Source organism: Streptococcus sp. 79, from assembly GCF_013277425.1.
Taxonomy (GTDB): domain Bacteria; phylum Bacillota; class Bacilli; order Lactobacillales; family Streptococcaceae; genus Streptococcus; species Streptococcus pseudopneumoniae.
In genome coordinates this window covers 1-13,667 of sequence record NZ_VMMW01000001.1, presented here as the reverse complement: position 1 = coordinate 13,667, position 13,667 = coordinate 1, and the positions used below count along the sequence as shown (strand labels likewise).

General features: G+C 38.3%; 11 protein-coding genes and 1 pseudogene. 6 read left to right on the top strand and 6 right to left on the bottom strand.

What is annotated here, in order from left to right; genetic code table 11:
- Positions 1 to 37: 37 nt before the first annotated feature.
- Both HT729_RS00060 and HT729_RS00055 read left to right on the top strand, forming a co-directional pair.
- Entirely contained in the window at positions 38 to 448 is a 411-nt protein-coding gene (locus HT729_RS00060; protein WP_050082483.1) for an HIT family protein, read from the top strand.
- 9 nt (positions 449 to 457) lie between these two features.
- A complete protein-coding gene (locus tag HT729_RS00055; RefSeq protein ID WP_000777754.1) occupies positions 458 to 745 on the top strand; it encodes a hypothetical protein in 288 nt (95 codons plus the stop codon).
- A 440-nt stretch (positions 746 to 1,185) separates the two neighbouring features.
- Here the strand turns inward: HT729_RS00055 and dnaJ are convergent, their stop codons facing one another.
- The 6 genes from dnaJ to HT729_RS00025 form a co-directional block, all read right to left on the bottom strand.
- Entirely contained in the window at positions 1,186 to 2,322 is a 1,137-nt protein-coding gene (gene dnaJ, locus HT729_RS00050; RefSeq protein WP_001066319.1) for a molecular chaperone DnaJ, read from the bottom strand.
- 278 nt (positions 2,323 to 2,600) lie between these two features.
- Positions 2,601 to 3,002, bottom strand: a complete 402-nt coding sequence (locus HT729_RS00045) for a hypothetical protein (protein ID WP_054393183.1) — start codon at positions 3,000 to 3,002, stop codon at positions 2,601 to 2,603.
- A 1-nt stretch (position 3,003) separates the two neighbouring features.
- Positions 3,004 to 4,827: a molecular chaperone DnaK gene (gene dnaK / locus HT729_RS00040; RefSeq protein WP_049493655.1), complete on the bottom strand. Its 1,824-nt coding sequence runs from the start codon at positions 4,825 to 4,827 to the stop codon at positions 3,004 to 3,006.
- A gap of 476 nt (positions 4,828 to 5,303) precedes the next feature.
- On the bottom strand, positions 5,304 to 5,828 hold the full coding sequence (gene grpE, locus HT729_RS00035) for a nucleotide exchange factor GrpE (RefSeq protein ID WP_054393182.1): 525 nt from the start codon (positions 5,826 to 5,828) through the stop codon (positions 5,304 to 5,306).
- A 26-nt stretch (positions 5,829 to 5,854) separates the two neighbouring features.
- Positions 5,855 to 6,889: a heat-inducible transcriptional repressor HrcA gene (gene hrcA / locus HT729_RS00030; RefSeq protein WP_054393181.1), complete on the bottom strand. Its 1,035-nt coding sequence runs from the start codon at positions 6,887 to 6,889 to the stop codon at positions 5,855 to 5,857.
- A gap of 160 nt (positions 6,890 to 7,049) precedes the next feature.
- Entirely contained in the window at positions 7,050 to 7,562 is a 513-nt protein-coding gene (locus tag HT729_RS00025) for a DUF2812 domain-containing protein (RefSeq protein WP_054393179.1), read from the bottom strand.
- A gap of 607 nt (positions 7,563 to 8,169) precedes the next feature.
- Here HT729_RS00025 and HT729_RS00020 point away from each other — a divergent pair.
- From HT729_RS00020 to psrA, 4 genes and pseudogenes are all read left to right on the top strand, one after another.
- Positions 8,170 to 10,503 (top strand): DEAD/DEAH box helicase family protein, encoded by a 2,334-nt coding sequence (locus HT729_RS00020; protein ID WP_172926093.1) that lies wholly within the window; start codon positions 8,170 to 8,172, stop codon positions 10,501 to 10,503.
- A 12-nt stretch (positions 10,504 to 10,515) separates the two neighbouring features.
- Positions 10,516 to 11,979 (top strand): class I SAM-dependent DNA methyltransferase, encoded by a 1,464-nt coding sequence (locus tag HT729_RS00015; protein WP_016397115.1) that lies wholly within the window; start codon positions 10,516 to 10,518, stop codon positions 11,977 to 11,979.
- Positions 11,979 to 12,719 (top strand): annotated as a pseudogene (locus HT729_RS00010) (restriction endonuclease subunit S); the annotation flags it as partial. The gene HT729_RS00015 and the pseudogene HT729_RS00010, both read left to right, overlap by 1 nt.
- Positions 12,720 to 12,808: 89 nt before the next feature.
- Positions 12,809 to 13,606: a tyrosine-type DNA invertase PsrA gene (psrA, locus tag HT729_RS00005; protein ID WP_023934726.1), complete on the top strand. Its 798-nt coding sequence runs from the start codon at positions 12,809 to 12,811 to the stop codon at positions 13,604 to 13,606.
- Positions 13,607 to 13,667 lie beyond the last annotated feature (61 nt).

Here is a 13,667-nt window from a genome sequence, read left to right as displayed (position 1 = left end):
TATTATATCAAAATTCAATACAGTAGAGGTAGATTTTATGTCAGATTGCATTTTTTGTAAAATCATTGCAGGGGAAATTCCTGCTTCAAAAGTATATGAAGATGAGCAGGTTCTTGCCTTTCTTGATATCTCTCAAGTAACACCAGGACACACCTTGGTCGTACCAAAAGAGCACTATCGCAATCTTTTGGAAATGGACGCCACTAGCGCCAGCCAACTCTTTGCCCAAGTGCCAACAATTGCTCAAAAAGTCATGAAAGCTACCAAGGCTGCTGGCATGAATATCATTGCCAACTGTGAAGAAATCGCAGGGCAAACCGTCTTTCATACCCACGTTCACCTCGTGCCTCGTTACAGTGTGGACGATGACCTCAAGATTGATTTTATCGCCCACGAACCAGACTTTGACAAACTCGCTCAAGTCGCTGAAACCATCAAAAACGCCTAAGGAGTTGCCATGAAATTATCTAATCTACTGCTATTTGCAGGAGCTGCAGCTGGAAGTTATCTGGTCACAAAAAATCGCCAAACCATCACAGATGAAGTCTTGAATACCACTGACCGCGTTCAAGCTATCAAGGACGATGTAGATATTATCCAAAATAGCCTGCAAATCATCGACCAACAAAAAGAACTCATCAAGGAATACCAAGAAGACCTAACGTACAAGTTTAAGGTCTTGGAAAAGGATATCCAGACTAGACTAGCTGTGATTAAAGAAACACAGGAAATCGAAGATAAGTAAAAAGAGCCCAACGGCTCTTTTTTAAAAGGTAAACAAGTTATATCCCATCAACTATACATCATAATTTAGGCAACTCATACTCAATAAAAATCAAAGAGCAAACTAGAAAGCTAGGCGCAGGCTGCTCAAAACATCGTTTTGAGGTTGTGGATAGAACTGACGAATTCAGTAACATATATACGACAAGCCGACGCTGACGTGGTTTGAAGAGATTTTTGAAGAGTATTATTCACCATTTCATAACTAAATTGAAGACTTTCCCAGGCTTTCCGCCGTAATGAAAACACCTGAAACAGCTTGGTTTCAGGTGTCCGGAAACTTTGAGACCTAGGCTCAAAGTTTAGGTATAGAACTTCAAAGAAGGTCGCTACCGTCCGTCATTACTTAGAAAAGTCTTAAAAAATCTATAAAGTAAAAAGAGCCCGACAGCTCTTTTTGCTTTATTCTCCTTCAAAGGCATCTTTAATATGGTCAAAGAATCCCTTTTTCTTTGGATTGACTTTCAAATCACCAGCAGCTGCGAATTCTTTAAGCGCTGCTTTTTGGCGGTCGTTCAAGCCTGTCGGTGTTACGACATTAACGGTAACATATTGGTCACCAACTGCACCACCACGAAGACTCGGAGCTCCTTTGCCACGTAGGCGGAATTTCTTACCAGTCTGAGTTCCCTCTGGGATAACCAATTCAACATCACCGTGAACAGTTGGAATATCAACTGTATCACCAAGAGCCGCTTGGACAAAGTTGAGGTTGAGATTGTAGAAGATAGTGGTTCCTTCACGTTCAAACTTGTCGCTGGCTTCCACAGAAACCACTACATACAAGTCACCATAAGGTCCACCGTTAAATCCAGCTTCACCTTGACCGGCTAGGCGAATTTGTTGACCAGTTTCCACACCAGCAGGGATTTTCACATGTACGCTATGAGCTTGTTTCTCATGGCCTGTTCCGTGACAGGTTGTACATGGATCTTTGATTTCTTTTCCGCGACCGTGACAAACATCACAGGTTACTTGGCGACGCATCATACCAAGCGGAGTCTGCGTATCAACGTTAATGACACCAGCGCCATGACAGCGTCCACAAGTGACTGGACTTGTTCCTGGCTTAGCACCAGAGCCATTACATGTACGACAGCTTGCTTCACGGTTATACTTGACTTCTTTTTCAGCTCCAAAAATAGCTTCTTCAAAGGTCAAGTTCACACGATACTGGAGGTCATCTCCTTGACGAGGAGCGTTTGGATTGCGCGAAGCACCGCCTCCGCCGAAGAAACTTGAGAAAATATCCTCAAAACCACCGAAGCCACCTGCCCCGTTGAAACCGCCGAAACCACCAGCTCCACCAAATCCACCGTTGGCTCCAGCCGCACCATATTGGTCATAGGCTGCACGTTTTTGGTCGTCACTCAAAGTCTCATAGGCTTCTTGAACTTCCTTGTATTTTTCCTCAGCACCAGGCTCCTTGTTGATATCTGGGTGGTATTTTTTAGAAAGCTTACGATAAGCCTTTTTGATCTCGTCTGCCGAAGCGTTTTTTGACACCCCCAGACGATCATAAAATTCAGTATTGTTCATACAAGATACCAAGACCGTAAAATTCGACTGAAAAATAGGAAATCTGACGCTGGAGCGATGCTCCTAGGCAGATTTCTCTTTTTTCCGAGAATTTAGGTCGGGTTCAATTCCTTTCTGTTATATTAAGTAAGAAATTTGGGAACCCGTGTTCAATTCCCTGAACACATTTGTTCCTTTCTTTCATATTGATGAGACAAAACCCAAACAAATGATATTCCGTCCCTTTTTATCGAAAAACAGAGGCTGGGTTGCAACCTCTGCAAATAAGTAAATTAACTTTATTTTGATTTTAAATATCCTATAAGTACAGAAATATTTATATATTTTTGTCTCTTCTTAGTATTTGCTATAAAATTCCAATAGATTAGAAGGAATACACCGACAACCCAAATCATGCCCATTATAAACGATATTATAAATTCTGGTTTTTGTATGGTTGCTGATACTAGTGCTGATACTAGCGCTGACAACAATACTGAAGTAACAAAATTCCTTACCGCTTCATCATTTTTGACACAATTCTCATGTTCAGCTAATATAATTTCTCTATATCTAGCCAAATATACTGCTGGAATATTATCTATAAAATCTTTTGCAGATTCATAACTATCAGCTTTATCACAAAAATCATTATAAAGTTTTCGTGTACTTTTTAGATACTCTTCTGTTAATACACTCATCTTATTTTTCCGTAAACTCTCCGTCTACGACGTCATCGCCTGCGTTTCCTGTTGCTTGTGCACCTTCTGCTCCTGCTTGAGCTTGTTGGGCTGCTGCTGCTTGTTCGTAGAGTTTAACAGCAAGTCCTTGAGCTTTTTCGTTCAATGCTTCAAGTTTTGCTTTCATGTCGTCCAAGTTGTTGTCTTCTTGCGCCTTCTTAAGGTCATCAAGGGCAGCTTGGGCAGCGTCGCGTTCTGCGTCGAAGCCTTTGCCTTCAGTTTCCTTGATAGTCTTTTCAGTCGCAAAGATTGCTTGGTCTACTTCGTTACGAAGGTCCACTTCTTCTTTACGTTTCTTATCTGCTTCAGCGTTTGCTTCTGCATCTTTCATCATGCGGTCGATTTCTTCGTCAGTCAAACCAGAGTTCGATTGGATCACAATTGTTTGTTCTTTTTGAGTTCCAAGGTCTTTGGCCTTAACAGATACGATACCGTTCTTGTCAATGTCAAATGTTACTTCGATTTGAGGAATTCCACGAGGTGCAGCTGGGATGTCTGTCAATTGGAAGCGTCCAAGAGTCTTGTTATCTGCTGCCATTGGTCGTTCACCTTGAAGAACGTGGATATCAACGGCTGGTTGGTTGTCTGCCGCAGTTGAGAAGACTTGTGATTTAGATGTTGGAATTGTTGTGTTACGGTCGATGAGTTTTGTGAAGACACCACCCATTGTTTCGATACCAAGTGACAATGGTGTTACATCAAGAAGGACAACGTCTTTGACATCACCAGTGATGACACCACCTTGGATAGCAGCGCCCATGGCAACTACTTCATCAGGGTTTACTGATTTGTTTGGTTCTTTACCAGTTTCAGCTTTAACAGCTTCTACAACGGCTGGGATACGAGTTGAACCACCAACAAGGATCACTTCGTCGATTTCTGACAAGCTCAAACCTGCATCTGAAAGGGCTTGACGAACTGGAACTTTTGTACGTTCTACAAGGTCACGAGTCAAATCGTCAAATTTCGCACGAGTCAAGGTCATTTCCAAGTGAAGAGGTCCAGCTTCACCAGCAGTGATGAATGGTAAGCTGATTTGTGTTGAAGTTACACCAGAAAGGTCTTTCTTCGCTTTTTCAGCTGCATCTTTCAAACGTTGCATTGCCATCTTGTCAGTAGACAAGTCAATACCGTTTTCTTTCTTGAATTCTGCTACCAAGTAGTCAATGATTTTTTGGTCAAAGTCGTCACCACCAAGTTTGTTGTCCCCTGCAGTTGACAATACATCGAAGACACCGTCACCCAATTCAAGGATAGATACGTCGAATGTACCACCACCAAGGTCAAATACCAAGATTTTTTCTTCTTTGTCAGTCTTGTCCAAACCGTAAGCAAGGGCTGCTGCTGTTGGTTCGTTGACGATACGTTCTACTTCAAGACCAGCGATTTTACCAGCGTCTTTTGTTGCTTGACGTTGAGCATCGTTAAAGTAAGCTGGAACTGTAATAACTGCTTTGGTTACTTTTTCACCAAGGTAGTCTTCAGCGTAGCCTTTCAAGTATTGAAGGATCATAGCTGAGATTTCTTGTGGAGTGTATTCTTTTCCGTTTGCAGAAACTTTTTCAGAAGTTCCCATCTTAGATTTGATAGAGATGACTGTATCTGGGTTTGTAACTGCTTGACGTTTTGCAGCATCACCAACGATAATTTCGCCGTTTTTGAATGAGACTACAGATGGAGTTGTGCGGTTTCCTTCTGGGTTTGCGATGATTTTTGATTCAGTTCCTTCAAGAACTGCTACTGCTGAGTTTGTTGTACCTAAGTCAATACCGATAATTTTAGACATGTGTTTTTCTCCTTGTTAGTTAATTTTCTTTTTTTATATTTCCCTTAAGTGGTGGGGACGTGAGCAACTCCCTTCGGGATTTCATCACTTATTTTTGAGCCTATTGTCTCAAAAATCCCCTATTTCAGTAGCAAAAGCTACTGAAACTTTTACCACGGCGGGAAATATCTTCCTTGCAAGCCTCCGGCTTGCCTCTTATCTTTCTTCATAGTTTATTGTCGTTTCGGACAAGTTTTCTATTATGTAAATTGCGACACGAGAAGTCGAAATCGATTTTATTTCGACGACGAGTTAATAAGGAGGCTAGGCAAATGCCATAGCGATTGCCATTTTCTGACGAGTTGCTTTAGCTACCGTCAGAATTGCCGAATCGAACACGCCCTAAGCTCTGAGTAAAAAAGATAGATTTTCTTGTGTTCATCGAACACTTCGTCAATCTCCTATTTTTACTGTGAGCTTTTTACGGGCTTTGTATCTTAGTTATACACCACTACCATTGCTGGGCGTAGGATGCGGTCATGGAGTTTGTAGCCTTTTTGGAAAACTTGGGCGATGGTATCTGCTGGGTGTTCATCGTCTGCTGGGAGAGTTTGGATGGCCATATGATAGTTATGGTCAAATTCGCCGTCAGCTGCGATTTCTTCGATTCCTTCTTCTTTCAAAGCGTGAATCAAGCTTTCTTGAACCATCTCCAATCCTTTTTTGACATCATCTGTCAAACCTTCAACTGCGAGTGCACGCTCAAGATTGTCGAGTGATGGCAAGATTGCTTTTGCTAAGTCCTGGCTACGATAACGTTGCAAGTTTTGACGCTCTTCATTGGCACGGCGTTGGATATTTTGCATTTCCGCATGAGCGCGAAGGTATTTATTTTCGAACTCATCTGCACGTTCATTTGCCAAATCCAACTCATATTTCTCAGGAGTTGTTTCTTCTACCGTTTCCACAACTTCCTCTTCTTGGACTTCTTCTACTTCTTCATTTTTTATATCTTGGGCCATTTTCGCCTCCTTTAATGATTTCAATCTTAATGTACTTCGTAATGATTACTGCTGAGGTAGCGGTAAAAATCTGTCAACTTCATGGTCAAAACACGGTTGACTACGTTGACTTGGTTGATTAGCTGTTGGTAATCCAGATTGACTGGACCGATAATGGCTAGAATTCCAACTCCCCGATAAGGAATGAGGAACTTGCTACTAATCACCGCTAGGTCTGCTAGACAGGACTCTTGACTGTCTGCAACACGGACATTTTGCATCTGATCTTCACGCAACCCCTCACGAATCTCCAGAGCCACCTTTTGCGGTTGGTCAAAGAACTGATAAGCTGCCAGATTGGCAAAATTCAAGAGATTGACCTTGCCCGCCACCACAATGTTTTCGTTGAACATCTCCTTAAAGATATGTTCAAAGAGATCAATCACATTATCCGTTGTTGTAAAGTAACGCTGGATAATCTGCGGAATCTCCGTCCGAATCTTGTAGTGAATATCTAGAACGGTGTGCCCGAGGAAACGTTCCTGAATGATACTCTTCAGTTTCAGCAAATCTTCCTGCAAGAAGTTCCTTGGAATCAGAAACTGACTGGTAACCGTTCGCGACTCGTCTAGGGTGAATACTGCCAAGGCTGTATGTTGCCCCAAAACAACGATATCAAAGGCTGTCAAACGTTGCCTGCTCGGCTCAACATCCAGTGCCACTACCGTACAGCCACTCAGGTCTGTCAGTAGATTAGCAGCTTCTTGCAGAATATCCTCCAGTTTGAAGAATTCCTGATCAAAGGCTTTGACAATCTCATATACCTCATTTTCAGCCAGTTGATCAAAATCCAGTGAGTGTTTTACATAGTACTGAAAACCAGCAATACTTGGCATCCGACCGCTTGAAGTATGAGCCTTTTCAAGCAAACCTTGCTTTTCTAGAGCCGCCATGTCATTACGAATGGTTGCACTGCTAGAGTTAATAGACTCTTGCAAGGCTTTGGATCCGACAGGTTCGTGCGTTTTGGTAAAGATGTCAATAATCAGATTTAAAATATCCTGCTGACGCTCTGTAACCATCTCATCACTCCTCTCTGTCTGATAAATTAGCACTCGATACGTTCAAGTGCTAACTTATGATTCTATTATACACCCTTAGAAGAGAATGTCAAGATAAAAATTCAAAAAATTAGCACTCTTTTATCAAGAGTGCTAAAAATCAGTCTGAAGACCTAGAACCCTACCTTCCATCTACTCGGTATTTACTTTTTAGTCTGAAATAACCATAGATTAGATAAGAAATCATAAAGGCATATAGAGCAAAAATAACAAAGAAAGATTGCGACAGTTCTTCTCGAAACAAACTCATACAAACAACAAAACCTCCTAAGAAAGTAGCTGCACATGAACGAAGTCTATATCGCATAACTTCCCACCTGAGATTATTACTCATATAGACTTGATCCTCTGAAAGTATATCAGAAGCCAATTTACGAAGAATCGAACAAAAACCTGCTCCTATCAATTCCCAACCTCTATTTCTAAAATCTTGCAGTTCATGCTTATATTTTTTAAGAAATCTAGAATCATAGATACGGTAGATGACATCGTCTGGTTGACATTGGTCAAGATAGAACAAACCAAAACGACCCGTTCTATATCTCCAACCTTTCAAATGCATCTCATGCAAATACTCTTCTTCCTTGTCCAAATCAACAATGGTGAAAATCCGAAATTCTACTCTGCTATTCATTGTCTTACCCCAAAATTAGAAAACATGCCTGGTGTTATTTATTAGATAATTCTTTCCACTTTTGACTCAATCTCCAAAAAATATAAGAAATCTGAACCGCAAAAACTATCAATAAAACCCAATCTATTATGAAAATCAAAAATACTTCCCAACTGAAAGAACTAGCTCCACTGACAAACTTTGAGAAAACCGGTAGTAGAGCTAAAAAGAGAAGCAAAATAGGAAGCATCCGCCTCGTTAAAATCCGTTTGGCATAAAAAAATCTTTATTTAAACGAAAATATTATGGCAAAATTTACGCCAGTTTTTGAACGGCTGATGTAGATATTTTATACTTTCAAAATGTTTAAATGTGATTATTTATTTTTGAAAAATAGCTCACCAGCCCGACTGAAAGTGCTTATAGAATGATAATAAGTCGCCTGCCGAAAACAGTGAAAAATAGCGGTGTTATGCGGAGATAATCTGACGCGATGCGAAAATATATTGCATACTTATTTTCAACAATTTAGCAGAGTATTTTTATAAGTGTGATATAATAGAAGTATAATTTGTTCTGATAGTTTATTTTATGGAGAAGTAGATTTTTAGAATGCGGAGGGTTCAATATGGTTGAGTTTATAAAGTCTAAGAAAGAAATGAGTGAGGAGGATATTAAAGCAAATTTCATCACTCCTGCTATTGTAGCCAAAGGATGGAAAAATGGTGAGCATATCGCTTACGAAGAATACTTCACTGATGGTCGAATTGAAGTTAGAGGAGATAAGGCTCGTCGTAAAGAAGGAAAAAAATCAGACTATTCACTGTATTACCAATTTGGAACTCGAATTGCAATTGTTGAGGCAAAGGATAATAAACACAGCGTTCGAGCAGGATTACAACAAGCTATTGAATATGGAGAGATTTTAGATGTTCCATTTGTTTATTCTTCGAATGGTGATGGCTTTATTGAACACGACCGTATCACGAGAGAAGAACGTGAGCTGGAGTTAGACGAATTCCCTACTCGTGAAGAATTATTTTCTCGTATGACGAAGGAAAAAGGATTGACGTACGAAATTACAGAAGCTATCTCAACTCCATACTATACAGACGCCTTCTCAATGAAAACGCCACGCTATTATCAGCAAATAGCTATCAACCGTACTATTGAAACAGTTGCCAGAGGACAAAAACGAGTAATGTTTGTGATGGCAACAGGAACGGGGAAAACGTTCATGGCTTTTCAAATTATTCATCGCCTTCGAAAAGCTGGTTTGGCTAAACGAGTTTTATTCTTAGCAGATAGAAACATCTTAGTAGACCAAACGATGGCTGAAGACTTTAGGCCATTCGAAAAGGTAATGACGAAAATTACACCAAAACTTTTGACTGCTCCTGAAAAATTAAATTCTTTTGAAATTTATCTAGGGCTTTATCAGCAACTAACTGGTGAAGATGGAACTGAAACACATTATCAAAAATTTGACAAAGACTTCTTTGATTTAATCGTAATTGATGAAGCGCACCGTGGTTCAGCTAAGGAAGACAGTAACTGGCGTAAGGTGATTAATTATTTCAGTTCTGCGACACAGATTGGGATGACCGCTACTCCTAAAGAAACCAAGAATGCTTCCAATACGGAATACTTTGGTGAGCCAATCTATACTTATAGTTTAAAACAGGGAATCGAGGATGGTTTTTTGGCTCCATATCGTGTTATGAGGGTTAATTTAGATGTGGATGTGGATGGTTATCGTCCAGAAACTGGAAAAGTTGATGCTAACGGACAATTAATAGAAGATAGGTACTACGGCAGGAAAGATTTTGACAAAACCATTGTCATTGATGATAGAACGCAAAGAGTTGCCAAGTTTGTTTCTGATTATATGAAGCAAAACAATGCACGATTTGATAAAACAATTGTTTTTTGTATTGATATTGACCATGCCGAGCGAATGCGTGCTGCACTTGTAAAAGAGAATCTAGACTTAGTCCAAGAAGACTATCGTTATGTCATGCAAGTAACTGGTGACAACGCTGAAGGAAAAGCTCAACTGGATAACTTTATGGATGTCAATTCTAATTTTCCCGCTATTGTAACAACGTCTAAATTATTAACGACAGGAGTTAATGCTAAAACATGTCGTTTGATTGTTTTAGACTCTAATATCCAATCCATGACTGAATTTAAACAAATTATTGGTCGTGGCACACGTCTTTATCCTCAAAAGGGGAAAGAATTTTTTACGATTATTGATTTTCGAAATGTTACCAATTTGTTTGCTGACCCTGATTTTGATGGTGAACCAGTGAAGGTTCTGGAAACGGGCGCAAAAACAAACAATGGTACTACACCTGGTTTTGTAAACGAAGGTGGTGACCCAGTAGAAAAATATATCGTTACAGACAAGCAGGTTACCATTCTTAATTCTACTGTTCAAGTATTGGATGAAAACGGGAAACTGATTACCGAAAGCCTGACCGACTACACTCGGAAGAATATCTTAGGTAGCTACGCCACTTTGAACGATTTTATCACAGTTTGGCATACGGCGGATAAAAAGAAGCTTATCTTAGACGAACTTTATAAAAAAGGAGTTTATCTAGATGCTATTCGAGAGTCGGAGGGAATATCAGAACAAGAAATCGATGATTTTGATTTACTCCTAAAACTTGCCTATGGTCAAAAAGAATTAACCAAAACGGAACGTATCAATAAACTCAAACAAAGCGGATATTTATATAAATATAGTGAGGAAGCGCGTGCTGTTTTGGAAATTTTACTGGACAAATACATGGATAAAGGTATTGGAGAACTCGAAAGCATTGAAACATTAAAACTTCCAGAATTTCAGATATATGGTGGAACCTTCAAAATCATCAATACTTATTTTGGAGATAAAAAACGATATTTACAAGCAATTAAAGAATTGGAGAAAGAGCTATTTACAGTAGCTTAATGAAAGGAAAGTATGTCAATTACATCATTTGTAAAAAGAATTCAAGATATCACTCGAAACGATGCTGGTGTTAATGGTGATGCTCAACGTATTGAGCAAATGTCTTGGTTATTATTCTTAAAAATTTATGATAGCCGTGAAATGGTTTGGGAATTAGAAGAAGACGAGTATGAGTCAATTATCCCAGAGGAATTAAAATGGCGGAATTGGGCTCATGCTCAAAATGGAGAGCGGGTATTGACAGGCGATGAATTACTTGATTTTGTCAATAACAAGTTATTCAAAGAGTTGAAAGAGCTTGAAATAACTTCAAATATGCCTATTCGAAAAACGATTGTTAAATCAGCTTTTGAAGATGCGAACAACTATATGAAAAATGGCGTCTTGTTACGCCAAGTCATCAATGTTATTGATGAAGTTGATTTCAATAGCCCTGAAGATCGTCATTCGTTTAATGATATTTACGAAAAAATTCTTAAAGATATTCAAAATGCTGGAAATTCAGGAGAATTTTATACGCCACGTGCAGCGACTGATTTTATTGCCGAAGTTCTTAACCCAAAACTTGGAGAATCAATGGCAGACCTTGCTTGCGGAACAGGAGGCTTCTTGACTTCGACTCTGAACCGTTTAAGTAGTCAACGTAAAACTAGTGAAGATACCAAAAAATATAATACAGCTGTTTTTGGTATTGAAAAGAAAGCATTTCCTCATCTTTTAGCAGTTACAAATCTGTTTCTTCACGAAATTGATGACCCTAAAATTGTTCATGGAAATACTTTGGAGAAAAATGTTCGTGAATATACGGATGATGAAAAATTTGACATTATTATGATGAATCCACCTTTTGGAGGGTCAGAATTAGAAACAATAAAAAATAACTTTCCAGCAGAATTACGGAGTTCTGAAACAGCTGATTTATTTATGGCTGTCATTATGTATCGTTTGAAAGAAAATGGTCGTGTTGGAGTTATTTTACCTGATGGTTTTCTATTTGGTGAAGGTGTAAAAACTCGCTTGAAACAAAAACTGGTAGATGAGTTCAACTTGCATACGATTATTAGGTTGCCTCATAGTGTCTTTGCACCGTATACAGGAATCCATACGAACATTCTTTTCTTTGATAAAACAAAGAAAACAGAAGAAACTTGGTTTTATCGTTTAGATATGCCAGATGGTTATAAAAATTTCTCGAAAACTAAGCCGATGAAGTCAGAACACTTCAATCCTGTTCGTGACTGGTGGGAAAATCGTGAAGAGATTCTGGAAGGTAAGTTCTACAAATCTAAATCATTTACACCTAGTGAATTGGCTGAGTTGAATTATAATTTAGACCAGTGTGGCTTTCCAAAAGAGGAAGAGGAAATCTTAAATCCCTTTGAGTTGATTCAGAATTATCAAGCGGAAAGAGCAACTTTAAATCATAAGATTGATAATGTATTAGCTGATATTTTGCAGTTGTTGGAGGACAAATAATGACACCAGAACAACTTAAAGCAAGTATTCTCCAAAGAGCGATGGAAGGGAAATTAGTGCCGCAAAATCCCAATGACGAACCTGCAAGTGAATTATTAAAGAGAATTAAAGCTGAAAAAGAAAAACTTATCAGTGAAGGAAAAATCAAACGAGATAAAAAGGAAACTGAGATATTTCGTGGTGATGATGGGAAACATTATGGGAAGTTTGCTGATGGAAGTACTCAAGAAATTGATGTTCCTTATGATATTCCTGATACTTGGGAGTGGGTGAGGTTTTCTACATTGGTTGAAATTGTCAGAGGTGGCTCTCCACGACCAATCAAAGATTATCTTACTTCCGAAGTAGATGGAATAAATTGGATAAAAATAGGTGATACTGAAAAGGGTGAAAAGTATATAAATAATGTTAAAGAAAAAATCAAAAAATCAGGGCTTAACAAAACTAGATTTGTAAAAAAAGGTACATTTTTGTTAACTAATTCTATGAGTTTTGGTAGACCTTATATTTTGAATGTTGATGGTGCAATACACGATGGATGGTTGGCTATTTCGAACTATGAAAACTCATTAAATAGAGATTACCTATTCTATATTCTTTCATCAAATGTAGTTTATTCTCAATTTTTATCTCTAATTAGTGGAGCTGTTGTGAAAAACTTGAATAGTGATAAAGTTGCTTCTATTCTAATCCCACTCCCACCCCTTCCTGAACAATCCAGAATCGTTGATAAAATCGAACAATTTTTCGCCCATATTGACGCACTAATTTAGTATAATAGTTTTACGTGCGGTGGAATTTCTATCAAACATAAGATAGGAGTTTTACGTTGAAAGAATTTGAATTACATTTGAAGAAAGCTGGTTTAGCTGAAAATACTGTGCGTTCGTACCTTTATGGTGTTCGATTTTTCTTGGAGAATTATGAACTCAAAATGGAAGATTTATTTGAATACAAGGGATATTTATTAGACAATTTTAAACCTAAAACTGTCAATTTGCGACTACAAGGAGTAAATAAATATCTGACTTTTATTGGTCATGATGATTTGAAATTAAAATTTGTCAAAGTACAGCAAAAACCGTTTTTAGAAGATGTCATTAGCCATGCTGATTACCTTTTTCTTAAACGTAGTTTGAAAAAAGATGGTATTTTAAAATGGCATTTTGTCGTTTGGTTTTTAGGTGCAACTGGGGCTCGTGTAAGTGAGCTTATTAAACTAAAAGTAGAGCATGTAGAAATCGGTTATTTTGACATTTACTCAAAAGGTGGTAAAATTCGTAGACTGTACATTCCTAAAAAATTAAGAAATAGTTGTCTTAGTTGGTTAGAATCAGAAAATCGCCGAAGTGGTTATTTATTTTTGAATAAATTTAATGAACCAATTACAGCAAGAGGAGTTGCTCAACAGTTAAAAAATTATGCTGATAAATACAAAATGAATCCTAAAGTAATTTACCCTCATTCTTTTAGACATTTATTTGCTAAGAATTTTTTATCGAAGTATAATGATATTGCCTTGCTTGCAGATTTGATGGGACACGAAAGTATAGAAACTACTCGAATTTATCTAAGGAAAACAGCTACTGAACAACAAAATATTGTAGATAAAATTGTTAATTGGTAAAAAAATAACAGGTGGTCAAATTGACCATCTGCTATTTTTTTGTGATTATGGCTCTTATTAT